Genomic DNA, 23,406 nt, shown 5'->3' with positions numbered 1-23,406 from the left:
CGGCAGGTCACGGCCGTGGCCGGGCTCCGACGGTGGAGACGGCCACGGCCCCCAGGTCGGCGGCGCGGTTGAGCGCCGCGGTCGGGGCGGCGCCGGCGAGCCAGGCGGTGAGCAGACCGGCCGCGAAGGCGTCGCCCGCCCCGGTGACGTCCACCACCGCCACCCGCCGGGCCGGGGCCACGCAGACCGGGGCCGAGCGGTCCACCCAGACCGCGCCGGCCGCGCCCCGCTTGACCACCACCCGACGGGCCGTCGCCGACAACGCCCGCCCCTGCGCCGCCGGGTCCAGCCCGCCGGCCAGCACCGTCGCCTCGTCCGCGTTCACCAGCAGCAGGTCGACGTCGCGTACCCAACCCAGGAAGGCCGCCGCGCCGACCCGCCGCAGCGGCGCCGCGGAGGCCGCGTCGACGCTGGTGGTGAGCCCGCGCTCGCGGGCGGCGGCCAGCGCCCGCAGCCCGGCGCCGCGCGACTCGGTGTCCAGCAGGGTGTACGCGGACAGGTGCAGGTGCCCAGCGTCGGGCACCGCCGCGAGGGCCCGCTCGACATGCTCGGCACTGAGCCGCAGGTTCGCGCCCCGCTGGCTGATCATCGTGCGCTCGCCGTCGGTGGCCAGCACGATCACCGTGCCGGTCGGGACGCCCTCGACCCGGTCGACCGCGCAGTCGACCCCCGCACGGTCGAGCTCGGCCACCCGGTCGCGCCCCGCGTCGTCGTTGCCGACCGCGCCGACGAGCGTGACGTCCACCCCCTGCGCGGCGATCCAGGCGGCGGTGTTGGCCGCCTGCCCGCCGCCGCCGAGAGTGATGTCGGCGGCGGTGTCCGAACCCGCCGCGGGCGGGCCGGACAGCACCGCGACCACATCGGTGATCAGGTCCCCGACGACGACCACCCGGGCCGGTCGGGTCATGCCGGGTCGGCGTTGGCGCGAGCGGCGGCGACCGCGATCCGCGCGGCCAGATCGGCGTTGCGCAGGATGATCCGGACGTTCACCGCCAGGCTCGCGCCCTCGGTGGCCGAGTGGAAATGCGCCAGCAGGTACGGGGTGACGGCCTTGCCGGTCACCCCGTCCCGCTCCAGCAGTGCCAGACCCTCGGTGAGGGTCCGGTCGTGCAGCTCCGGGTCGAGCTGCTCGTCGACCGGCAGCGGGTTGGCGACGATCAGGCCGCCGGCGTGCACGGCGTGCCCGTCACGGGCGGCGAGCACGGCGGCGACCTGCTCCGCCGAGTCGACCGACCAGTCCAGGTCGAAGCCTCCGTCGGTGAGGTAGAAGCCGGGGAACCGGCGGGTGCGGTAACCGACCACGGCGACCCCCAGGGTCTCCAGCCGCTCCAGCGTCGCGCCCACGTCGAGGATCGACTTGACCCCGGCGCAGACCACGGCGATCGGGGTCCGGGCCAGGGTGATCAGGTCCGCCGACTCGTCGAAGGTGTGCGCGGCCTCCCGGTGCACCCCACCGAGCCCTCCGGTGGCGAACACCCCGATCCCGGCCGCGGCGGCCACCGCACTGGTCGCGGCCACGGTGGTGGCGCCGTCCGCGCCGGTCGCCGCCGCCACCGCGAGGTCGCGGACGGAGAGCTTGGTCACTCCATCGACGGTGGCCAGGCGGGTTAGCTGCGCGTCGTCCAGGCCGACCACCAGCTCGCCGCCGATCATGCCGATCGTCGCCGGGACCGCCCCGGCGTCCCGGACCGCCTGCTCGATCTCCCGAGCCACCCGAAGGTTCGCCGGCCGGGGCAGGCCGTGCGAGACGATGGTGCTCTCCAGGGCGACGACGGGCCGGCCGTCGTGCAGGGCGTCGGCCACCTCGGTGCCGTAGCTGATGCGAAAGTCAGTCACGGGGGGCACGGTACGGGGTGGGGCCGCGGCCGGCCTCAAGTGGACCCGGCCGTGATGACCTGCCAAACTTGACGGTCGGAGGTGCAGACGTGAGCACAGAGGTTCTCGAGCGTCCGGAGCTGAAGGACGCCGATACCGGTCCCGAGATGTTCCACTACGTCCGCAAGGAGAAGATCGCCGAGAGTGCCGTCATGGGCACCTTCGTCGTCGCGCTCTGCGGGGAGACCTTCCCGGTCACCAAGGCGGCCAAGCCGGGTTCGCCGGTCTGCCCCAAGTGCAAGGAGATCTACGACTCGTACCGCGAGTGAACGACGGCCGCTGTCCCGGCCGGCGACGTAGCCTGCGGCGGTGACCACCTCCACCGCCCTGCTCTTCGCCGACCTGACCGGGGTGGCGGTGTTCGCCGCGTCCGGGGCCTCGGCCGCGGTGGCCAAGCGGCTCGACCTCTTCGGCGTCGCGTTCGTCGGCTTCGTGGCCGCCCTCGGCGGCGGAATCTTCCGGGACCTGGTCATCGACGAGGTGCCGCCGCTGGCCTTCGCCGACTGGCGGTACGCGGCGACCGCCGCCGTCACCGCGCTAGCCGTCTTCTGGCTGCACCCGCAGCTGGCCCGGCTACGCACCACGGTGCTGGTGCTGGACGCGGCGGGCCTCGCGCTGTTCACCGTGACCGGCACGCTCAAGGCGCTCGACGCCCGGGTGCCGGCGGTCGGCGCCTGCCTGATCGGCATGCTCACCGCGATCGGCGGCGGCCTCGGCCGGGACCTGCTCACCGCCGAGATCCCGGTGGTGCTGCGCCGGGAGATCTACGCGGTCGTCGCCCTGGTCGGATCGGTCGTGGTGGTGCTGCTGTACGTCACCGACCAGACCGGGCCGCTGCCGCTCACCGCCGCCGCCGTGCTGGTCTTCGGGCTGCGCCTGATCGCCCTGCGCCGGCGCTGGTCCGTCCCGGTAGCGACGCTGCGCCCGCCCCGTAGCGGTGGCGCGGATCCGCGCACCGACCGGGACTGGTGAGGGCTCAAGCCGACGGGTCGGCGGGGGCTTTCCGTGACCCCGGTGGGCCCGGGGTCTGGGTGGTGGATGTGACCAGCGTGGCGTCGCCTGGGCCGTGGGGCCCGCGCTGGTTATGCTGAGTCGGCCTTCGCGGCAGCTTCTGCGCGGAGGCGTTTTCATGGGCGGCGGTACTCGTGGCCCTCGCCCGGGGTCCGCCGTCGTGCGGTCGGAGAGGAGCTTCGCGTGGCAGCCCGGACGCCGGTGCTCGAGACGTTCCCGGCACTACGTGCCTGGCAGCGCAAGGCCCTGGTGGAGTACCTGCGCCGGCGCAGCGAGGACTTCATCGCGGTCGCCACACCCGGCGCCGGCAAGACCACCTTCGCCCTGCGGATCGCGGCCGAGCTGCTCGGTGACGGCACCATCGAGGCGGTCACGGTCGTCGCCCCGACCGAGCACCTCAAGAACCAGTGGGCCGAGGCCGCGGCCCGGGTGGGTATCCAGCTCGACGCCGCGTTCCGCAACGCCGACGTGCACTCCGCGGCCGACTTCCACGGCGCGGTGGTCACCTACGCGCAGGTGGGGATGGCCCCGCAGGTGCACCGGCGGCGCACCATGACCCGACGCACCCTGGTCATCCTCGACGAGATCCACCACGCGGGCGACTCCCGGACCTGGGGCGACGGGGTGAAGGCGGCCTTCGAGCCCGCCGTACGCCGGCTGATGCTCACCGGGACGCCGTTTCGCTCCGACGACAACCCCATCCCGTTCGTCAGCTACGAGCGCGGCGGTGACGGGCTGCTGCGCTCCCGCGCCGACTCGGTGTACGGCTACTCGGACGCGCTGCGCGACGGCGTGGTCCGGCCGGTGCTCTTCCTGGCGTACTCGGGTGAGACCCGCTGGCGGACCAACGCGGGCGAGGAGTTGGCGGCCCGGCTCGGTGAGCCGATGACCCAGGATCTGGTGGCGCAGGCGTGGCGTACCGCTCTGGACCCGGCCGGGGACTGGATGCCGCAGGTGCTGCGGGCCGCCGACGCCCGGCTCACCGTCCTGCGCAACGCCGGGATGGCCGACGCCGGCGGGCTGATCATCGCCACCGACCAGCAGTCCGCCCGCTCGTACGCCAAGCTGATCGAGCAGGTGACCGGCGAGAAGGCCGCCGTGGTGCTCTCCGACGACGTGGGCGCGTCCGCACGGATCGCGACGTTCGCGGCCTCCGAGCAGCGGTGGCTGGTCGCGGTGCGCATGGTGTCCGAGGGGGTGGACATCCCGCGGCTCGCCGTCGGGGTCTACGCCACCAGCGCCAGCACCCCGCTCTACTTCGCCCAGGCGATCGGCCGGTTCGTCCGGGCCCGCCGGCCCGGGGAGACCGCGTCGGTCTTCCTGCCCAGCGTGCCGCACCTGCTCGGGCTGGCCAGCGAGATGGAGACCGAGCGGGACCACGTGCTCGGCAAGCCCAAGGAATCGGACGGTTTCGACGACGATCTGCTGGAGCGGGCGCAGCGCGACGATCAGGCCAGCGGTGAGCTGGAGAAGCGGTTCGCGGCGCTCTCGGCCACCGCCGAGCTGGATCAGGTGATCTTCGACGGCGCGTCATTCGGCACGGCGGCCCAGGCGGGCACTCCCGAGGAGGAGGAGTACCTCGGCCTGCCCGGCCTGCTCACCGCCGACCAGGTCTCTCTGCTGCTGACCAAACGGCAGGCCGAGCAGCGCCGCCGCAGCGCCGATCGGGCCGCTCAGCCGGCCGGTACGCCCGTCGCGGCGCCGCCGGCACCAATGAGTGCCGCCCAGCGCCGGGTGGCGCTCCGGCGCCAGCTGAACGCTCTGGTGGCCGCCCGGCACCACCGCACCGGCCAGCCGCACGGCAAGATCCACGCCGAGCTGCGCCGGATCTGCGGCGGCCCGCCGAGCGCCCAGGCCACCATCGAACAGCTTGAGGAACGCATCGCCACCGTGCAGACCCTCTGACCCATCCGCCGCATCCGCAGCACCGGACCATCCAGACCGCGACCTGGCCGCGATCGGCGACCGCCCGCCCTCCCCAGCGGCGTCACCTCGCCAAGATCGTGCCAAATCCAGGATGTAGTGGCATCGGCGCGTCGGCGAGACCACTAAATCCTGGATCGAGCACGATCTCCGGCGCGGGGCGCGGGGCGCGGGGCGCGGGGCGCGGGGCGCGGGGCGCGGGGCGCGGGGCGCGGGGCGCGGGGCGCGGGGCGCGGGGCGCGGGGCGCGCGCAGAGAAAAGCCGACCGGAGACACCCTCGGGGTGTCTCCGGTCGGCTATGTCGGGTTGCGGATTCAGTTCGCCATCAGATCGGCGCCACGCCAACTGAAATCGGGCTCCGTTGCGAACCGGACGGTGATCTTCGCGAGATCCTCCGCGTACTTGTTCGCGTGGTGCCCACAGAAAACCAACTCGCTCCCACCCGCCAGAGTGATCCGGAGCTTGCCGGCAGCATTGCAGCGGTCGCACCGTTCATCGGCGGCTGGGGGCGCCACCGTCTCGGGCGGCGGCGTGAGGGTCGAGTTCATCGCCTTCCTCCTCTGGTCGTCACCGATGAACAATCTCTTCGGTCGTTGCTCACCTATCGTGCAACACCCTTGCCGGGCCTTGCCTTCCCTGTGTGCCCGCGGGGGACCGAGGTCACACATGGCTGGGACAGTGTGCCGTGCACCCAGGGTGCCACGTCAACGATCACATTCGTGCATCCGGACGATCACCATCTGGTGTTGCACACCAGGTGGTCAAAACGACACGTTCGGTTGACGAAACCCGCTCAGTCCAGGTAATCCCGGAGGACCTGCGACCGGGACGGGTGACGCAGCTTGGACATCGTCTTGGACTCGATCTGCCGGATCCGCTCCCGGGTCACCCCGTAGACCTGGCCGATCTCGTCCAGCGTCCGCGGCTGGCCGTCGGTCAGGCCGAAGCGCAGGCGTACCACACCCGCCTCACGCTCGGAGAGCGTCTGCAGCACCTGCTGGAGCTGGTCCTGCAGGAGCGTGAACGAGACCGCGTCGACCGCGACCACGGCCTCGGAATCCTCGATGAAGTCGCCGAGCTGGCTGTCGCCCTCGTCGCCGATGGTCTGGTCCAGCGAGATGGGCTCCCGGGCGTACTGCTGGATCTCCAGTACCTTCTCCGGTGTGATGTCCATCTCCTTGGCCAGCTCCTCCGGCGTGGGCTCGCGGCCCAGGTCCTGGAGCAGCTCGCGCTGTATGCGGCCGAGCTTGTTGATGACCTCCACCATGTGCACCGGGATGCGGATGGTGCGGGCCTGGTCGGCCATCGCGCGGGTGATCGCCTGCCGGATCCACCAGGTGGCGTACGTGGAGAACTTGTAGCCCTTGGTGTAGTCGAACTTCTCGACCGCGCGGATCAGGCCGAGGTTGCCCTCTTGGATCAGGTCGAGGAAGGCCATGCCACGCCCCGTGTACCGCTTGGCCAGCGATACGACCAGGCGGAGGTTCGCCTCCAGCAGGTGGTTCTTGGCCCGCTCGCCGTCGCGGGAGATCCAGCCCAGGTCGCGGACCATCTCCCGGGTGAGCTTCTCCTCGCCCTCGTCGGCCGCCCGCAGCCGCTCCGCGGCGTAGAGCCCGGCCTCGATCCGCTTGGCCAGCTCCACCTCCTGCTCGGCGTTGAGCAGCGGGACCTTGCCGATCTGCTTCAGGTATGCGCGCACCGAGTCGGCGGAGGCGGTCAGCTCGGCGTCCCGCCGGGCCTGCTTGAGCGCCTCGGACTCCTCGTCGTCCCACTCGAAGTCGTTGTCGGTGGCCGAGGCGGCGGCGTCGGTCTCGGCGGCCTGGGTCAGCGCGGCCGGCTCCTCGACCACCACGTCCTCGATCGTGGCGGCGAGCTCCTCCGGGTCGATCTCGCCGTCGGCGCCCTCGCCCTTCTTGCCGCCGGCCTTCGCCGGCTTGGCGCCGGCGGCCGCGGCGACCGTCGCCTTGGTGGCCCGGGTCGACTTGGTCGCGGCCTTCGCCGGCGCGGCGGCGGTGGCGACCTCGGCGGTGGTGCCGGCCGCCTTGCGCGGGGCCACCTTCCGCGGGCCCGGCGTGGACGGGCCGTCGTCGGAGGCGGGTGCCTGCTTGGGCGCCGGTGCGGCGGCCTTTTTGGTGGTCTTGGCGGTGGTGGCCCGGGACGCCGGCGTGGTCGAGCGGGCCGCCGCGACCCGGCGACGGGTGCTGGCCGAGCCGTCCACCACCACGGTCACTCCCGCCTCGGAGAGCGCCCGCAGGATCTTCTTGGCCTGGGCCGGAGTCACCTCGGCGGACTCGACGGTGCGCGCGAGCTGAGCCGACGTGAGCTGACCGCCGGCGCTCTGCGCGTGGGCGATCAGAGTGTCGGTGAGCGAGCGAACGTCGGCGCCGGGCTGGCGGGGTTCTGTCACGAATGACCTTCCGGAGGCGAAGAGCGGGTACGGCCGGGTCGTCCGGCACAGCGTGGGGCGACAGGCCGGGCGTTGTGGTGAGGGACCCCCGTGTCCCGGACCGGCCGGTGGTCGGCGGTCCGTGGCGCGTGGGCGCAGGGGTGAATTGTAACGCCGTCTGCGGCGATCATCCTGCGCCGCACGGCGTAACGGCGGCGGGGACCGCCGATTCGGCGCAGATGTGGACTTTGTAAGGATGATACTCACGCGCGGCCCGGAACGGCCCGCTCGTGCGGGAAGGGGACGTGGGATGGACCGTTCGGTGCCGGCGACCGAGGATTTGTTGGCTGTCGCGCTCGACGTTACGCGGGGCGCCGCGGCCACCGCGTACCGGATGCGGGCCGAGGGCGTCACCGTGGCCGCCACCAAGAGTACGGTCACCGACGTGGTCACCGCGGCCGACCGGGCGGTCGAGCGGCAGGTGCTCGACGCGCTGCACCGGCTGCGGCCGGGCGACGCGGTGCTCGGCGAGGAGTACGGCACGGGGGACACCGGGCCGGTCGGGCCGGGCGGCGTGCGCTGGATCGTCGACCCGATCGACGGCACCGTCAACTACCTCTACGGGCTGCCGTACAGCGCGGTGTCGCTCGCCGCCGAGGTGGACGGCGTGGTGGTCGCCGGCGTGGTGCGCAACGTCAGCACCGGCGAGGAGTGGACCGCCACGGCCGGCGGTGGCGCGTGGCGTGACGGCGTCCGGTTGCGCTGTTCCGGCGAGACCGACCTGGGGCAGGCGCTGGTCGCCACCGGCTTCGGCTACGACGCCGGTCGCCGGGCGCACCAGGCCCGGGTGGTGGCCGGGCTGATCGCGCACGTGCGGGACATCCGCCGGCTCGGCGCGGCCGCGCTGGACCTCTGCCTGGTCGCCGAGGGACGCCTGGACGCGTACTTCGAGAAGGGTCTGGCCGCCTGGGACCTCGCTGCCGGTGGGCTGGTGGCCGCCGAGGCGGGTGTGCGGGTCACCGGCCTGGAGGGGCGTCCGGCCGGCCCGGACCTGGTGCTCGCGGCCCCGCCGGCGCTCTTCGCGCCGCTGCACGACCGCCTGGCCGCCCTGGATGCCGCCGGCGGCCCCTGACCGGCGTGGCCGGTGCGTCCGAGGGTCCGTCGGCGACACCGAGCCGGCGGGCGGTGACGGAAGGGGTCAGCGCCCGCCGACCTGCCCGGTCAGTTCTTGGCGACCGGGGACGGGCACGACTCCGGGGGCGCCGCCGGGGCGCCCAGGTCACCGAGGGACTGGTTCACCTCGGTCGTCGTGGCGAGCTGCTGGAAGCGGCTGCCCAGCACCACGTCCACCGTGTCGTCGGTGCGCTTCGGGTCGTAGCCCGGCTCGGCGTTGTTGAGGAAGTACGCCTGCAGCAGGTGCGCCGAACCGACGCCCTTGGGGCCGTACCGCAGCACGGCCACCTCGTCGATCCCCTTGGGCGCGTTGCCGACCTTCTTGACCTGGAACTTGCGGTTGCGGAAGTCGTCCGCGACGCTGCCGGCCCGGCCCGGCTCGTCGGTCGCGTTCAAGACGTTGATCTTGACGTCCTTGGGCTCGTGCAGAGTCACGTCGGCCAGCGGCCAGCCATCGGGGCAACCCTCGGCCGTGCCCGCATTGCCCTGGGTGTCGCGGACCAGCGCGGTGATCACGAAGGCCAGGGCCAGCACCCCGAGCATGCCGACGACGACGAGTGCTCGCACTCGCGCAAAACTCATCTGGGCGCTCCCGGACGTCAGGTGGGTGGCGGCGGCCGCCAACGATCGCACTGACCGGCGGCCGTCGAATACGCCGCTGAGGTTAACGGTTGTCCGGCCGTCGCGTGGAAACAGTCCGACATGCCGGCGCGCCGACCGCGAACCGGGTACTACTACCCCTATCTTCGTGTCGCCTGAGTCACATTGGGAACAACTTGGGGGGCTGGGGCGTACATCTCAGCCGCAAGGGCGGTATACATGCCTCGCCCAAAGGGGGGGTAAGGTTCCGCGCTCGCAGGGGAGTCGCCCCAGCGGGCTCAACCCGTTCGGTCCCCGGGTCGGGTGCCCGACACAACTGGTGGCCGGCCAGCGGAACCGAAACAGCGTCGTCCGGCGTTACAACCGGAAGCGACAACATCGATATGGGAGAGTGAAACCGATGGCCACCGACTACGACGCCCCGCGTCGCGATGAGGTCGACCTCGGCGAGGACAGCCTGGAAGAGCTCAAGGCCCGGCGCGTCGACTCACAGTCGGGCGCGGTGGACGTCGACGAGGCCGAGGTGGCCGAGAGCTTTGAGCTGCCCGGCGCCGATCTGGCCGACGAGGAGCTCACGGTCAAGGTGCTACCGATGCAGCAGGACGAGTTCCGGTGCGCCCGCTGCTTCCTTGTGCACCACCGCAGCCAGCTGGCGGTCGAGCGTAACGGCGAACTGATCTGCCGCGAGTGCGTCTGACACTCACGACACCAGCGGCGGCCTCCTGATCGGGGCCGCCGCTGCCGGTGTAGCGATGCGCCACCGCTGGGTACCTGCTTGACTCGTAGGGGTAGCCACAGCACCGGGAGGTCCGACCCCATGAGCGATCGAGGCGACACCACCGGCGCCGGCGCGGACGACCTCGGCGCCACCGTCGCGGCGTTGACCGCGGACGACATCGAGCCCGCGAAGCGCCGCCAACTGCTCACCCGGATGGTCGGGCAGGCCCGCGCCCGGGGCATCGGCGACCTGTTCAAGCCCCGCTCCGCCGTGCGCTGGATGGTCGACACCGTCGCCGAGATCGCCCCGCACGTACCGGTGCGGGACCTGGCCACCCTGCGCCGGCACTTCCCGGGGCTGGACGACAACGCCCTGGCCGAGCGGTTGATCCGCAACGCGGCCCGGACCACCGCCGGGATCGGCGCCGCCGGCGGGGGAGTCGCCGCCGTCGAGTGGACGGTCGCCCCGACCCTCCTGTCTGCGCCGGTGCTGCTGGCCGCCGAGACGGTCGCCGTGGTGGCGGTCGAGCTGAAGCTGGTCGGCGAGTTGCACGAGGTGCACGGCGTGGCGCTGCCGGCCGCCGGCAGCCAACGGTCGGTCGCCCTGGTGCACTCCTGGGCCACCCAGCGCGGGGTCAACCCGATGCTGCCCGGCGTGGGGGTGGGCGCGGTGCTCGGCACCGCCGCGCGCAAGGAACTGCGGGACACCCTGCTCCGGCGCTTCGGACGCAACCTCACCACGCTCGGGCCGTTCCTCACCGGCGCGGCGGTGGCCAGCTTCCTCAACCGCCGGGCGACCCGGTCGATGGCCGACCAGCTCCAGGTCGACCTGCGTCGGCGCGGCATCGCCCGGCCGGCCCCGCCGCCAGCCCTGCCCGGCCCGCCGACCGGCACCTGAGCGGGCCGACACGCGGCGCCGCCGCGGTCAGCCCGGCTCGCCTGCCGTGCGGTCGACGCGGGCGCGGGCGTCCCGGGCGGTCAGCAGCGCCTCGGCCAGCTCGACCGGATGCCGGGTGCTCACCACCCAGAACGGGGTCGGGTCGGCCGGGTCGTCGAGCACCACCTGCACGGCCCCGCCGATCCACGGCCGCTGGACGACGAAGGCGAGCGGGTCCGCGCCTACCCCGAGCACCTCACGGCGGCCGGCCGCGTCCAGCGGCACCACGTCCGCCACGAAGCGCACCGGCAGCCGGGCGTCGTCCACCCGCAGCTCACCGTCGGCGACCGCGACCCGGATCCGGCCCAGCCACCACAGCCCGGCCGCGGTGGCCGGCAGCAGCACCGCGAACGGCAGCCAGGTGCGGACGCCGTCGGCGCCCATCCAGATCTCGACGGCCAGCAGCGCGGCGCTTGCCAGCCCGGCCAGCCACAACCACCAGGGCAGATCCAGCCGTTCGGCGTACGCCGTGCGGGCCACGACCGGTGGCTGACCGGCGGACGGAGAGGGCGACATGCTCACTCCTGCGAGGGTACGGCGCACGACGGCCCGGGTAACCGGCAGGATGGCAGGGTCACCCCGATCCACCGGATGGAAGAGAGACCCGTGACCGACGTCGTACCCGTGCCCGTACGGCTGCTCGATGCCGAGCTGCCGCTGCCCGCGTACGCCCATCCCGGCGACGCCGGGGCCGACCTGGTGGCGGCCGCGGACGTGGAGTTGCCGCCCGGCGGCCGGGCCCTGGTGCCCACCGGCGTTGCCATCGCGCTGCCCCAGGGGTACGTGGGCCTGGTCCATCCCCGCTCCGGCCTGGCGGCCAGGCTCGGCGTGACGGTGCTCAACGCGCCCGGTACGGTCGACGCCGGCTACCGGGGTGAGATCCTGGTCAACCTGATCAACCATGATCGGGAAACGCCGGCGAAGATCTCCCGCGGCGACCGGATCGCGCAGCTCGTGGTCCAGCGGGTCGCGCGGGCGCGGTTCGAGCCGGTGGCCGAGCTGCCCGGGTCCCAGCGCGGGACCGGTGGGCACGGCTCCACCGGCGGGCACGCCGGGCTGGTGCCGTCGCCGGCGGGCCTGGTCGAGCAGCGGGACGAGCCGAGCCGCGGGCAGACGGAAGAGGTGGCAGGGTGAGTGTGAACAGCGGAGGGTGGGCGCAGTGATCTTCTCCCGAAAGCGGGCCGATGCCGGGCGGCACACCCGTGACGAGCGGACCACCGAGGTCGGCGGCCAGAGCACCGAGGAGTCGACGCCGACGTTGGAGCGCGGCCCGTACGACATCTCCGAGGTCAACGACGACGTGCAGCGGCTCGACCTCGGCAGCCTGCACATCCCGGCGGTCGCCGAGGTGGAGGTGCGGGTGCAGGCCGACCCGCAGGGCGTGATCCAGCAGGTGGTGCTGGTGCACGGGGAGAACGCGCTGCAGCTCGGTGTCTTCGCCGCCCCCCGGTCCGAGGGGATCTGGGACGAGGTGCGCGAGGAGATCCGCCAGTCGCTGCTCCGCGACGGCGCCACCGCCCAGGAGGTCGACGGCGAGTACGGCCCTGAGCTGCACGCCCAGGTGAACACCCCGGACGGCCCGACCAATCTGCGGTTCGTCGGCGTCGACGGGCCGCGCTGGATGGTCCGCGGCGTGTTCCAGGGCCCGGTGGCCCTCGACCCGGCCACCGCCGGGCCGCTCGCCGAGTGCCTGGACGGCCTGGTGGTCGACCGGGGGCAGGAGGCGAAGCCGGTCCGCGAGCCGCTGCCGCTGCGGCTGCCCAAGGAGGTCGCCGACCAGGCCGACGCCGACGCCGAGGCCGGGGACGCGTCCGCCGCTGAACCGCGCCAGGTCTGACCCACGCGCACCGGCCCGCCGGAACCGCCCCCGTCGGCGTACGCTGGCGGCACGGTTCCGGCGTCGCCGGCGGCCGGGCCAGTGCCGGCCGGGGCCGGTGATCGTGGAGAGGGTGACGCGGAGGTCATGACGACCGACGAGAGCCGGGTGTCGCTGCGGCGCATCCTGCAACGGCTCACCGCCAGCGAGGCCGAGATCGACGCGCAGGAGCTGCGTCGGGAGAGCGCCGAGTGCGGCGGTGTCCCGGCCCAGCAGTGTTCCCGGGGCCAGGTGGTCTCGGTCGCCGGTCGACTGCGCACGGTGGTCTACACGCCGCGGACCAACCTGCCCACCCTCGAGGCCGACCTGTACGACGGCAGCGACGTGGTCACCCTGGTCTGGCTGGGTCGGCGGCACATCGCCGGGATCGAGCCGGGGCGGCACCTGACCGCGCGCGGCCGGGTCGCGGTGCGGGACGACCGCAAGGTCATCTACAACCCCTACTACGAGCTGGACTCGCCGAAGTGACGGCGTTGCGGACGGAAGGCCGGCGATGACGACGGGACAGCACCGGGCGGCGCAGCCGGAGACCGGTCCTCAGGACGACGAGCGGCTGCCGACGATCGCCGAGCAGATGGCCGACCAGCTCGGCGGCTGGCGGGGGCTGGTCGAGTCCAGCATCCCGGTGGTGGTCTTCGTCATCGCCAACATCATCGGCGAGCTGCGGCCCGCGGTGATCGCCTCGGTGGCTGTCGCGCTGCTGATCGCCGGGCTGCGGCTGGTCCAACGCCGGCCGATCCGGCACGCGGTCAACGGGCTGTTCGGCGTCGGCATCGGTGCGGCCATCGCCTGGCGTACCGGCGACGAGCGCGACTTCTACCTCCCCGGCATCCTCTACGGCATCGGCTACGGCATCGCCCTGCTGGTCTCGGCGGCCATCCGGCAGCCGCTGGTGGGCTGGATCTGGTCGGTGCTGGTGGCCAAGGGTCGTGCGGAGTGGCGGGACGACCCGAAGCTGGTGCGCACCTTCACCCAGCTGACCGTGCTCTGGGGCGTGGTCTGGCTGGCCAAGGTGGGCGTGCAGGCGGGGCTCTACCTGGCGCACCAGGACACCGCGCTGGGCGTGGCCCGGCTGGCGCTGGGCTACCCGCCGTACGCGCTGCTGCTGCTGATCACGGTCTGGACGGTGCGCCGGGTCACTCGGGAGTCGCAACCGACCCCGCTGCCCGGCGCCTGAGCGCAGCGCCGGGCCGCCGGGCGACGGCTCAGCGGGAGCTGCGGGTCCGCTCGACGCTGTCCGGGCCGAGGATCACCGCCCGGACCTGGTCCTCCACCTCGGCGGTGCAGACGAAGACCAACTCGTCGCCGGCCTCGATCGGGTCGTCCGGGCTGGGCACCAGGACCCGCTTGCCGCGCAGGATCGCCACCAGAGCGGAGTCGCGGGGCAGCGGCACGGCGTGGATCGGCTGACCGACGTACGGCGCGGTCGGCGGCAGCGTGATCTCGACCAGGTTCGCCTCGCCCTGCCGGAAGGTCATCAGCCGGACCAGGTCGCCGACGGTCACCGCCTCCTCGACCAGCGCCGCCATCACCCGCGGCTTGCTCACCGCGACGTCCACGCCCCACTGCTCGGTGAACAGCCACTCGTTTTCGGCCCGGTTGACCCGGGCGACCACGCGGGACACCGCGAACTCGGTCTTGGCCAGCAGCGACACCACCAGGTTGACCTTGTCGTCGCCGGTCGCCGCGACCACCACGTCGCAGCCGGCGACGTTGGCCTCCTCCAGGCTGGCCAGCTCACAGGCGTCGGCCAGCACCCACTCGGCGGCCGGCACCCGGTCCGGGCGCAGCATCTTCGGTTGGCGCTCGATCAACATCACCTGGTGACCGTTGTCGATCAGCTCCTGGGCGATCGAGCGGCCCACGTTGCCGGCGCCCGCGATGGCGATCCGCATGGCTCACTGTCCCCCTTCCGGCGGCGTCGCCGCCACCGACGTGACCGTCGCCACGATGTCGTCACTGACCAGCATGAAGACCTGGTCACCCTCCTGTACGACGGTCGAGGCGGTGGGCAGCGTGCCGATGCCGAAGCGGATCAGATAGGCCACCCGTGCCCCGGTCGCCTCCTCCAGCGCGCGCACCGACCGGCCGATCCAGTCCTTGTGCACCGGGACCTCGACGATCGACACGGTGCTCGTCGGGTCGCGGAAGATCTCCACGTTGCCCTCCGGCACCAGGTGCCGCAGCATCCGGTCCGCCGTCCAGCGCACGGTCGCCACGGTGGGGATGCCCAGCCGCTCGTAGACCTGCGCCCGGCGCTGGTCGTAGATCCGGGCCGCGACCCGGGACACGCCGAACGTCTCCCGGGCCAGCCGGGCGGAGATGATGTTGGAGTTGTCGCCGCTGGAGACGGCGGCGAAGGCGTCCGCCCGCTCGATGCCGGCCTGCCGCAGCACCTCGCCGTCGAAGCCCGCCCCGGTCACCGTTATCCCGGCGAAGTCGGGGCCGAGCCGGCGGAAGGCGTCGGCGTCCTGATCGATCACCGCCACCGAGTGCCCCCGGGACTCCAGGCTGTGCGCGAGGGTCGACCCGACCCGGCCACAACCCATGATCACGACGTGCACGCTGTCCCTCCCAAGGTGCGTACCGCTCCCGCTGCCGGTGGCCTCCGAGTGCGAGCCTGCCACGTCCCGGTCGGAAGCGGGGACCGACCGTACCCCGCCGCTCCAGCCAGCCGTGATCGCCCACCCCCGCGCCCCCGCCGTGGTGGTCGTACTCTTGGCGTTCGTGGCCAGTCCCACCTCGCTGCTGAAGCGGCTGCTCCTCGGTCGACCGTTCCGGTCCGACCGGCTGCAGCACACCCTCCTGCCGAAGCGCATCGCGCTGCCCGTGTTCGCTTCCGACGCGCTGTCCAGCGTCGCGTACGCGCCTGACGAGATCCTGCTAACCCTCTCCATCGCCGGCGCGTCGGCGTACGTCTTCTCGCCGTGGATCGCGCTGGCGGTGGTCGTGGTGATGCTGACGGTGGTGGCCAGCTACCGGCAGAACGTGCACGCCTACCCCTCCGGGGGCGGCGACTACGAGGTGGCCACGGTCAACCTGGGCCCGAAGTTCGGCGTCGGCGTGGCCAGCGCCCTGCTGGTCGACTACGTGCTCACGGTGGCGGTGTCAGTCTCCTCCGGGGTGGCGAACCTCGGTTCGGTGCTGCCCTTCGTGGCCACCCACAAGGTCATGATCGCGGTGGCGGCGGTGGTGCTGCTGAGCGCGGTGAACCTGCGCGGCCTGCGTGAGTCGGGCACCGCGTTCGCCATCCCCACCTACGGCTTCGTGATCGTGATGGGCGGGATGCTGCTCACCGGGCTGGTCCGGGTCTTCGTGCTGGGCGACGAACTCCGCGCGCCGAGCGCCGATCTGGTGATCCAGGCCGAGCACAGCGTGACCGGTTTCGCACTGATCTTCCTGCTGCTGCGGACGTTCAGCTCGGGCGCCGCCGCGCTCACCGGAGTCGAGGCGATCTCCAACGGGGTGCCGGCGTTCAAGGCGCCGAAGAGCCGCAACGCCGCCACCACGCTGCTGCTGCTCGGCACCATCTCGGTGAGCATGCTGGTCGGGATCATCTGGCTGGCCCGGTTGACCCACCTGCAGTTCGTCGAGGACCCGGCCCTGCAGATCGTCTCCGGTCCCGAGGGGTACGTGCAGAAGACCGTCACCACCCAGCTCGGCGAGACGGTCTTCGGGTCCGGGTCGATCCTGCTCTACGTGGTGGCCGGCGTGACCGCCCTGATCCTGTTCCTGGCCGCGAACACCGCGTTCAACGGCTTTCCGGTGCTCGGCTCGATCCTCGCGCAGGACCGTTACCTGCCCCGGCAGTTTCACACCCGGGGCGATCGGCTGGCCTTCTCCAACGGCATCGTCTTCCTCGCCCTCTTCGCGATCGTGCTGATCGTCGGCTTCCAGGCGGAGGTGACCCGGCTCATCCAGCTCTACATCGTCGGGGTCTTCGTCTCGTTCACCGTCTCCCAGGTCGGCATGATCCGGCACTGGAACCGGCGCCTGCGCACCGAGCGGGATCCGGAGGCGCGTCGCCGGATGCAACGGTCCCGGGCCATCAACACGTTCGGCGCGGGCCTGACCGGTACGGTGCTGGTGATCGTGCTGATCACCAAGTTCCTGCTCGGCGCCTGGATCGCGATCGCGGCGATGGCGGTGATCTACCTGTTGATGCTGGCCATCCGTGGGCACTACGACCGGGTCGCCCGGGAGTTGACCCCGCCGGACGAGGGCCGCGCCGTGCTACCCGCCCGCAACCACGCGATCGTGCTGGTCAGCAAGCTGCACCAGCCGACCCTGCGGGCCATCGCGTACGCCCGGGCCACCCGGCCGGACACGCTGACGGCGGTGACGGTCAACGTGGACGACAAGGACACCCGGGACCTGCAGGTCGAGTGGGAACGGCGGGAGATGGCCATCCCGCTCACCGTGATCGACTCGCCGTACCGGGAGATCACCCGGCCGATCCTGGACTTCGTCGCCTCCACCCGCCGTAAGTCGCCCCGGGACGTGGTCACCGTCTTCATCCCGGAGTACGTGGTCGGGCGCTGGTGGGAGAACCTGCTGCACAACCAGAGTGCGCTGCGCCTCAAGGGGCGGCTGCTCTTCGAACCTGGGGTGATGGTGGTCAGCGTTCCGTGGCAGCTCGCCTCGACCGCGAGCAAGAACCTGGACCGGCTGGACGCCACGCTGTCCCGGACCCCGGCGCGCGGCCCGCGGGTGGCCCCGCCCGGCACCCCGCCGCCGGTCGTCAGCGCGCCGTCCGGCGAGAGCGGCCCGGTCGACGGCGGCCCGGTCGGGACCGGCCGTGACTGAGCCGGGAGTACGGCGGGCCGAGACACCACCGCCGCCGGAGCGCGGGCTGGCCGAGGCGGAGCTGGTCGAGCTGACCGTCGACGCGGTCGCCCCCGGCGGGCACTGCGTGGCCCGGGTGGACGGCCAGGTGGTCTTCGTCCGGCACGCGCTGCCCGGCGAGCGGGTGATCGCCGAGGTCACCGAGGTGCACCGGGGGTTCGTCCGCGCCGACGCGGTGACCGTGCTGGAACCCTCGCCGGACCGGGTCGAGCCGCCCTGCCCGTACGCGAAGCCGGGCGCCTGTGGTGGCTGCGACCTGCAACACGTCGCACCCGACGCGCAGCTGGCCTGGAAGGCCGCCGTGGTGCGTGAGCAGTTGGTCCGCCTCGGTGGGCTGACCGACGCCGAGCTGGACCGGCTCGGAGTCCGGGTCGAGGCGCTGCCCGGCGGGCTGCTGGGCTGGCGCTCCCGGGTCCGCTACGCGGTGGACGCCGCCGACCGGGCCGGCCTGCTCAAGCACCGCTCGCACGAGGTGGTGCCGATCGACCGCTGCCGGATCGCCCACCCGGCCATCCAGCAGCTGCCGGTACTCACCCCGACCGGCGCGCGCTGGCCGGCCGCCGAGGCGGTGGAGACCGTCGCCAGCACCGGCGGGGACGTGACCGTCGCGGAGGTCCGCGACGGTGCGGCAACCCCGGTGAGCGGGCCGACGACGGTCCGCGAGGTGGCCGCCGGGCGGGACTGGGAGCTGCCCGCGTCCGCCTTCTGGCAGGTGCATCCGGCGGCTGCGGACACGTTGTCCACGGCTGTGCTGGAACTGCTCGACCCGCGACCGGGCGAGGTGGCCTGGGACCTCTACGGCGGTGCTGGACTGTTCGCCGCCGGGCTGGCCGCCCGGGTCGGTGCGACCGGCCGGGTGACCCTGGTGGAGGCATCCGCCCAGGGCGTCGCCGCCGCCCGGGAGAACCTGGCCGACCTGCCCCGGGTCGAGGTGGTGTCGGCCCGGGTCGAGACGGCGCTGGCCCGCCGACGGATCACCGGCCCGGTCGACGTGGTGGTCCTCGATCCGCCGCGCTCCGGGGCGGGCGCCCCGGTGGTGCGCGCGCTGGCCGCCGCCGGTCCGCGCGCGGTGGCGTACGTGGCCTGCGACCCGGCCGCCTTCGCCCGGGACGTGCGCACCTTCGCCGAGCTGGGCTGGCGGCTGGAGGCAGTGCGCGGTTTCGACCTGTTCCCGATGACCCAGCACGTCGAGCTGGTCGGGCTGCTGCTCCCGCCCGCTGCGCGTTAGCAGGGGACCCTTCCTATACACGAGGCGTTAACAGGGGGCCCTTCCTTCATGCGGATCGTCGGGTTGATGTCGGGGACGTCGTACGACGGGGTGGACGTCGTGGCGGCGGAGTTCACCGCCGAGGGGGACACCCTGTGGCTGCGCCCGCTGGGGCACCGCGGCCTCGACTACGACGAGCGGCTGCGCGCCGAGATCGCCGCGCTGCTGCCACCGGCGGCCACCACCATCGAGGCGGTCTGCCGGCTCGACAACCGCCTCGGAGAGGTCTTCGCCGAGGCGGCGGCGGTCGGCGTGGAGCTGGCCGGCGGGCGGGCCGACGCGGTGGTCTCGCCCGGGCAGACGGTCTTCCACTGGGTCGCCGACGGGGTGGCCCTCGGCACCCTGCAACTGGGCGCGGTGGCCCGGGTGGCCGCCCGGGTCGGCGTACCTGTGCTCAGCGACCTCCGCTCGGCGGACATCGCCCTCGGCGGGCAGGGCGCGCCGCTGGTGCCGGCCTTCGACGCGCTGCTGCTGGACCCGGCAGACGGCGCCGCGGCGCCGCGCGCGGCGCTGAACCTCGGCGGCATCGCCAACCTCACCGTGGTCGCGCCGGGGGCACCGGTGCTCGGGTACGACGTGGGCCCGGCCAACGCCCTGCTGGACGCGGCGGCCCGGCGCTTCCTGGATCGGCCGTGCGACCTCGACGGCGCCCGGGCGGCAGCCGGCCGGGTGCACCCGGGGCTGCTCGCCGAGCTGCTGGCCGAGCCGTACTACGCGGCGCCGCCGCCGAAGTCCACCGGCAAGGAGCTGTTCCACGCCGGCTACCTGGACCGCCACCTGGCCGCGCTCGGCGCGCCGGTGCCGGTGGACGACCTGCTGGCGACGCTGACCGAGCTGACCGCCCGGGTGGTGGCCGCCGAGTGCGACCGGCACGACGTGGTCGAGGTGGTCGCCGCGGGCGGCGGTGTGCGCAATCCCACCCTGCTGGGCCGGCTCGCCGCGCTGGGCGCCGGCCGGTGGCGGTTGCGCGGCACCGACGAGCTGGGCGTGCCCGCGCAGGCCAAGGAGGCGTACGCCTTCGCGCTGCTCGGGTGGCTGTCCTGGCACGGCCTGCCCGGGTCGCTCCCGTCGGTGACCGGCGCCACCCGGGGCGCGGTGCTCGGCTCCTGGACCCCGGCCGGGCCGGCGTACCCCGGAACGCCGGCCGACCCGCCGCGCCGGCTGCGGATCCGGTCCTGACCAGGCACGCGCCCACCCGCCGGGTGACCCGGCCGAACCGTGTCTGACCGAACGCTCAGCCGGCGGGTGCGGACCGGGTCCGAGCGTGCGGTGCTCGGGCCGGGCTGCGGAGTACCGGAGGGCCGATAGACTCTGCGGTCATGAGCGTTGAAGAGGACAGGGCCAACCACGGTCGGCTGCTGGGGACGGTGCGCGGTCCGCAGGACGTCAAGCGGATGTCCGGCGAGGAGCTGGACGTCCTCGCCGCCGAAATCCGGGACTTCCTGATCGCCAAGGTCTCCCGCACCGGCGGGCACGTCGGGCCCAACCTCGGTGTGGTCGAGCTGACGCTGGCCATGCACCGCGTCTTCGACTCCCCCCGCGACCGGCTCCTGTTCGACACCGGTCACCAGTCGTACGTGCACAAGATCCTCACCGGGCGCCAGGCCGGCTTCGACAAGCTCCGCCAGCGCGGTGGCCTCTCCGGCTACCCCAGCCAGGCCGAGAGCGAGCACGACCTGATCGAGAACTCGCACGCCTCCACCGCGCTCTCCTACGCCGACGGCCTGGCCAAGGCGTACGCCCTGCGGGGCGAGGCGCGCAGCGTCGTGGCCGTGGTCGGCGACGGCGCGCTCACCGGCGGCATGTGCTGGGAGGCGCTGAACAACATCGCCACCGCCGGCAACTCCCTGGTCATCGTGGTCAACGACAACGGTCGGTCCTACTCGCCCACCATCGGCGGGCTGGCCGACCACCTCTCCTCGCTGCGGCTCAACCCCGGCTACGAGAAGGTCCTCGACACGGTCAAGGACGCCCTCGGCTCCACGCCGCTCGTCGGCCGGCCGATGTACGAGGTGCTGCACGCGGTCAAGAAGGGCATCAAGGACGCCGTCGCCCCGCAGGCCATGTTCGAGGACCTCGGCATCAAGTACGTCGGCCCGGTGGACGGGCACGACGTGGCGGCGGTCGAGTCGGCGCTGCGCGCGGCGAAGAACTTCGGCGGCCCGGTGATCGTGCACGCGGTCACCCGCAAGGGCTACGGCTACCGCCCGGCCGAGGAGGACGAGGCGGACTGCCTGCACGGCCCCGGCAGCGCCTTCGACGTGGAGACCGGCGCCCTGCTGGCCGCCCCCTCGGTGAAGTGGACCCACGTCTTCGCCGACGAGCTGCTGGCCGTCGCGGACGAGCGGCCGGACGTGGTGGGCATCACCGCCGCGATGGCGGAGCCGACCGGCATCGCCAAGCTGGCCCGCAAGTACCCCGAGCGGGTGTACGACGTGGGCATCGCCGAGCAGCACGCGGCCACCTCGGCGGCCGGGCTGGCGCTGGGCGGCCTGCACCCGGTGGTCGCGGTCTACGCCACCTTCCTCAACCGTGCCTTCGACCAGGTCCTGCTCGACGTGGCGATGCACAAGCTGCCGGTGACCTTCGTGCTGGACCGCGCCGGCATCACCGGCCCGGACGGCCCCAGCCACTACGGCATCTGGGACATGTCGGTCTTCGGGGTGGTGCCCGGGCTGCGGATCGCCGCCCCCCGGGACGCCGCCACCCTGCGCGAGGAGTTGCGCGAGGCGCTGGCCGTCAACGACGGCCCGACAGTCGTGCGCTTCCCGACCGGTGCGGTCGCCGCGGACCTGCCGGCGCTGCGCCGGGTCGGCCCGGTCGACGTGCTGGCCGAGTCGGCCCGCACCGACGTGCTGCTGGTCGCCGTCGGCTCCTTCGGGCAGCTGGGCATGGAGGTGGCCGCCCGGGTCGCCGAGCAGGGCTACGGCGTCACCGTGGTCGACCCCCGATGGGTCCGCCCGGTCCCGGCCGAGCTGGTCGAGCTGGCCGCCGGCCACCGACTCGTGGTCAGCGTCGAGGACGGCGTGCGGGTCGGCGGCGTGGGCGACGCGCTCGGTCAGGCGATGCGTGACGCCGACGTCCGGGTGCCGCTGAAGGACCTGGGCGTACCGGCCGACTGGCACCCGCACGGCACCCGCGCCCAGATCCTCGCCGACCTGGGCCTGACCGCGCAGGACGTGGCCCGGAACGTCACCGGTTGGATTTCCGGTCTGGACGCCACCCCGGACCGCCTCACCCCCACCGACGCCACCGCCCAGAACTGACCCACGGCACACGACGGCGGGCGGCCCCTCCGGGCCCGCCCGTCGTTTCCGTGCGCCCCGGGACGACGGGGTGGGTCAGCGGGGGCTGACCGAGCGGTAGTGGGTCTTGTCGGTGCCGGCGAGGCTGAAGGTCTGGGGGCGTGACGGTTCGGGGATGACCACCAGGCCGGGGCGTTCGACCAGCAGCGGGGTGCCCGGCGGGACGGAGAGCGAGTTGTCCCGGGTGGCCCGCCAGCTGAGCACCACCAGCGGCTGGCCGGGCACCGGCAGTTGGTACGTCTGCAACGGTGTGGCCCGGTCGGCCGGTGAGACCACCGGCGCGCTCCCGTCCGCCGGTCGGTAGACCACCGCGGTCATCGTGCCGGCGTCGGTGGCCCAGCTGAGCTGCTGCAACTCGGCCGGCTCGCCGCCGCCGAGAGCGACCTCGCCGAGCGAGCGGATCGTGAGCTTCGCCATCGGCCAGGACGTCGGCACCGACCGCGGCGCGTCGCGGTCGCCGATCCGGCGGGGGATGCTGCCGAAGGGGCCCCGGTCGTCGGCCAGCACGCAGGTGTCCAGGCCGGTGAGCGCCCGCCGGCCCGTGCCGGACTCGTCGCGTACCAGCGGATAACGCGGATCGGCGGTGCCGGTGCCCAGGTCGAGGAGCCGGTCGGCGGCCCGCCCCCGGGGCAGCGACTCGGTGGCCCGCAGGGTCGCGGTCACCGGGACCGCCGCGCAGGCCGGCACGTCGACCGGCGCGCTGAGGCCGTCGGCGACGGTCAGCGCCCGGCCCTGCGGCCCGAGCAGCCGCTGCACCCGGGCGGAGACCAGGTAGCGCCGGCCGCCGGGGGCCTGCACCGGCAGCACGTCGGAGTAGACCAGGTAGCCGGGGTCGGTGTACTCGGTGGCGCGGGTGACCGCGTACCGGTCGCCGTCGCGGGTGAGTTGCAGCAGCCAGGAGGCGCTCTCGCCGGGCACGTCCGTGGCGACCAGCGCCACCGGGGCGCCCTCGACGCGTCCGGAGAAGAGGATGCCGGACGAGGGCAGGTGCGCCCGATCGTCGGCGGGTGACCGCCAGGCGCGTACCGCGTCGGTGACCGCCGCCGTCGTGGTGGCGTCGCCGGACAGGTCGCCCCGGGGCGGCCACACCGTCAGCGTGCCGTCCAGGCTGTCGTACCCGACCCGCAGATCCTTCGGCTTGCGGTCGGCGACCGGGCCGCATGCCGTGGCGGCCAGCAGGGCGGCCAGCAGGACGGTGAGCGCCCTGCCGTGCCGGCGGTCTGGAGTCACCTGATCCGCCCTCCCGATCGCCTCGTCGTCGCTGTGGGAAAGCGCCATAGTACGAGATGTCCGACGCGACGCCTCCGGTGGCGGTCGGTCCATCCACCACATTGGACGACACCGGGGTTTAAGTACCCTTTCGTCGCTCGGGTAGACTCCGCCGACTGTGACGCCTGCCGAGTCCCGCGCCCTGTCCGCGCCGCACCGGGAGGCGGAGGCCCGCTCCGACGAGACAGTGAGCCACCACACTTCGGCCGCCGCTCCCGTCGC

At 73.4% G+C, this 23,406-nt stretch carries 23 protein-coding genes; 14 read left to right on the top strand and 9 right to left on the bottom strand.

The annotated features are described in order from the left end of the window. Window positions 1-7: 7 nt before the first annotated feature. Both ACFYPS_RS16820 and ACFYPS_RS16815 read right to left on the bottom strand, forming a co-directional pair. Entirely contained in the window at window positions 8-907 is a 900-nt protein-coding gene (locus ACFYPS_RS16820) for a PfkB family carbohydrate kinase (protein WP_354963130.1), read from the bottom strand. Next, window positions 904-1,836 (bottom strand): pseudouridine-5'-phosphate glycosidase, encoded by a 933-nt coding sequence (locus ACFYPS_RS16815; RefSeq protein ID WP_354963129.1) that lies wholly within the window; start codon window positions 1,834-1,836, stop codon window positions 904-906. The genes ACFYPS_RS16820 and ACFYPS_RS16815 overlap by 4 nt, the downstream gene beginning before the upstream one ends. 89 nt (window positions 1,837-1,925) lie before the next feature. Here ACFYPS_RS16815 and ACFYPS_RS16810 point away from each other — a divergent pair, with 89 nt between their 5' ends. From ACFYPS_RS16810 to ACFYPS_RS16800, 3 genes are all read left to right on the top strand, one after another. After that, window positions 1,926-2,144, top strand: coding sequence for a DUF3039 domain-containing protein (locus tag ACFYPS_RS16810; protein WP_007456912.1), 219 nt, complete (start codon window positions 1,926-1,928; stop codon window positions 2,142-2,144). Window positions 2,145-2,184: 40 nt separating this feature from the next. Continuing rightward, window positions 2,185-2,847: a TRIC cation channel family protein gene (locus ACFYPS_RS16805; RefSeq protein WP_354963128.1), complete on the top strand. Its 663-nt coding sequence runs from the start codon at window positions 2,185-2,187 to the stop codon at window positions 2,845-2,847. A gap of 222 nt (window positions 2,848-3,069) precedes the next feature. Continuing rightward, window positions 3,070-4,791: a DEAD/DEAH box helicase gene (locus ACFYPS_RS16800; protein ID WP_354963127.1), complete on the top strand. Its 1,722-nt coding sequence runs from the start codon at window positions 3,070-3,072 to the stop codon at window positions 4,789-4,791. Between the two features lie 332 nt (window positions 4,792-5,123). Here ACFYPS_RS16800 and ACFYPS_RS16795 read toward each other — a convergent pair whose 3' ends face one another. Then, the gene (locus ACFYPS_RS16795; RefSeq protein ID WP_354963126.1) at window positions 5,124-5,357 is read right to left on the bottom strand and encodes a hypothetical protein; all 234 of its coding nucleotides are present in this window, start codon (window positions 5,355-5,357) and stop codon (window positions 5,124-5,126) included. Between the two features lie 245 nt (window positions 5,358-5,602). Further along, on the bottom strand, window positions 5,603-7,216 hold the full coding sequence (locus ACFYPS_RS16790; RefSeq protein WP_354963125.1) for an RNA polymerase sigma factor: 1,614 nt from the start codon (window positions 7,214-7,216) through the stop codon (window positions 5,603-5,605). A 289-nt stretch (window positions 7,217-7,505) separates the two neighbouring features. On the opposite strand from ACFYPS_RS16790, the gene ACFYPS_RS16785 reads away from it, so the two are divergent. Further along, on the top strand, window positions 7,506-8,327 hold the full coding sequence (locus ACFYPS_RS16785) for an inositol monophosphatase family protein (protein ID WP_354963124.1): 822 nt from the start codon (window positions 7,506-7,508) through the stop codon (window positions 8,325-8,327). A gap of 89 nt (window positions 8,328-8,416) precedes the next feature. Here the strand turns inward: ACFYPS_RS16785 and ACFYPS_RS16780 are convergent, their stop codons facing one another. After that, window positions 8,417-8,935, bottom strand: coding sequence for a LytR C-terminal domain-containing protein (locus ACFYPS_RS16780; protein WP_354963313.1), 519 nt, complete (start codon window positions 8,933-8,935; stop codon window positions 8,417-8,419). Between the two features lie 433 nt (window positions 8,936-9,368). Here ACFYPS_RS16780 and ACFYPS_RS16775 point away from each other — a divergent pair, with 433 nt between their 5' ends. Both ACFYPS_RS16775 and ACFYPS_RS16770 read left to right on the top strand, forming a co-directional pair. After that, window positions 9,369-9,665, top strand: coding sequence for a DUF4193 domain-containing protein (locus ACFYPS_RS16775; protein WP_007075406.1), 297 nt, complete (start codon window positions 9,369-9,371; stop codon window positions 9,663-9,665). A gap of 120 nt (window positions 9,666-9,785) precedes the next feature. Then, window positions 9,786-10,583 carry a hypothetical protein gene (locus ACFYPS_RS16770; RefSeq protein WP_354963123.1) on the top strand — a complete coding sequence of 266 codons (798 nt, stop codon included), beginning with the start codon at window positions 9,786-9,788 and terminating at the stop codon, window positions 10,581-10,583. A 27-nt stretch (window positions 10,584-10,610) separates the two neighbouring features. Here the strand turns inward: ACFYPS_RS16770 and ACFYPS_RS16765 are convergent, their stop codons facing one another. Beyond that, window positions 10,611-11,144, bottom strand: coding sequence for a DUF3093 domain-containing protein (locus ACFYPS_RS16765; RefSeq protein WP_387325311.1), 534 nt, complete (start codon window positions 11,142-11,144; stop codon window positions 10,611-10,613). A 69-nt stretch (window positions 11,145-11,213) separates the two neighbouring features. On the opposite strand from ACFYPS_RS16765, the gene dut reads away from it, so the two are divergent. From dut to ACFYPS_RS16745, 4 genes are all read left to right on the top strand, one after another. Further along, complete coding sequence (gene dut / locus ACFYPS_RS16760; protein ID WP_354963121.1) at window positions 11,214-11,756, top strand: dUTP diphosphatase; 543 nt, start codon at window positions 11,214-11,216, stop codon at window positions 11,754-11,756. A gap of 25 nt (window positions 11,757-11,781) precedes the next feature. After that, on the top strand, window positions 11,782-12,459 hold the full coding sequence (locus ACFYPS_RS16755; protein WP_354963120.1) for a DUF3710 domain-containing protein: 678 nt from the start codon (window positions 11,782-11,784) through the stop codon (window positions 12,457-12,459). A gap of 126 nt (window positions 12,460-12,585) precedes the next feature. Further along, window positions 12,586-12,966 (top strand): OB-fold nucleic acid binding domain-containing protein, encoded by a 381-nt coding sequence (locus ACFYPS_RS16750; protein WP_089017103.1) that lies wholly within the window; start codon window positions 12,586-12,588, stop codon window positions 12,964-12,966. A 25-nt stretch (window positions 12,967-12,991) separates the two neighbouring features. Further along, window positions 12,992-13,675 carry a DUF3159 domain-containing protein gene (locus ACFYPS_RS16745; RefSeq protein ID WP_354963119.1) on the top strand — a complete coding sequence of 228 codons (684 nt, stop codon included), beginning with the start codon at window positions 12,992-12,994 and terminating at the stop codon, window positions 13,673-13,675. A gap of 28 nt (window positions 13,676-13,703) precedes the next feature. Here ACFYPS_RS16745 and ACFYPS_RS16740 read toward each other — a convergent pair whose 3' ends face one another. Beyond that, window positions 13,704-14,393 carry a TrkA family potassium uptake protein gene (locus ACFYPS_RS16740; RefSeq protein ID WP_354963118.1) on the bottom strand — a complete coding sequence of 230 codons (690 nt, stop codon included), beginning with the start codon at window positions 14,391-14,393 and terminating at the stop codon, window positions 13,704-13,706. 3 nt (window positions 14,394-14,396) lie between these two features. Next, window positions 14,397-15,062, bottom strand: a complete 666-nt coding sequence (locus ACFYPS_RS16735; RefSeq protein ID WP_354963117.1) for a TrkA family potassium uptake protein — start codon at window positions 15,060-15,062, stop codon at window positions 14,397-14,399. Window positions 15,063-15,225: 163 nt separating this feature from the next. Here ACFYPS_RS16735 and ACFYPS_RS16730 point away from each other — a divergent pair, with 163 nt between their 5' ends. The 4 genes from ACFYPS_RS16730 (at window position 15,226) to dxs (ending at window position 21,876) form a co-directional block, all read left to right on the top strand. Then, window positions 15,226-17,304, top strand: a complete 2,079-nt coding sequence (locus ACFYPS_RS16730) for an APC family permease (protein ID WP_354963116.1) — start codon at window positions 15,226-15,228, stop codon at window positions 17,302-17,304. Continuing rightward, window positions 17,297-18,571: a TRAM domain-containing protein gene (locus ACFYPS_RS16725; RefSeq protein WP_354963115.1), complete on the top strand. Its 1,275-nt coding sequence runs from the start codon at window positions 17,297-17,299 to the stop codon at window positions 18,569-18,571. Before ACFYPS_RS16730 ends, ACFYPS_RS16725 begins: the two co-directional genes overlap by 8 nt. A gap of 48 nt (window positions 18,572-18,619) precedes the next feature. Continuing rightward, window positions 18,620-19,789, top strand: a complete 1,170-nt coding sequence (locus tag ACFYPS_RS16720; RefSeq protein WP_354963114.1) for an anhydro-N-acetylmuramic acid kinase — start codon at window positions 18,620-18,622, stop codon at window positions 19,787-19,789. A 140-nt stretch (window positions 19,790-19,929) separates the two neighbouring features. Beyond that, complete coding sequence (gene dxs / locus ACFYPS_RS16715; protein ID WP_354963113.1) at window positions 19,930-21,876, top strand: 1-deoxy-D-xylulose-5-phosphate synthase; 1,947 nt, start codon at window positions 19,930-19,932, stop codon at window positions 21,874-21,876. 75 nt (window positions 21,877-21,951) lie between these two features. Here dxs and ACFYPS_RS16710 read toward each other — a convergent pair whose 3' ends face one another. Beyond that, on the bottom strand, window positions 21,952-23,145 hold the full coding sequence (locus ACFYPS_RS16710) for a hypothetical protein (protein WP_387325303.1): 1,194 nt from the start codon (window positions 23,143-23,145) through the stop codon (window positions 21,952-21,954). Between the last annotated feature and the right edge of the window lie 261 nt (window positions 23,146-23,406).

It is taken from the genome of Micromonospora sp. NPDC005087 (assembly GCF_042872965.1).
Taxonomy (GTDB): Bacteria; Actinomycetota; Actinomycetes; order Mycobacteriales; family Micromonosporaceae; genus Micromonospora.
Note: the sequence above shows the minus strand (reverse complement) of the source record. Positions and strands in the feature narration are given on the sequence as shown.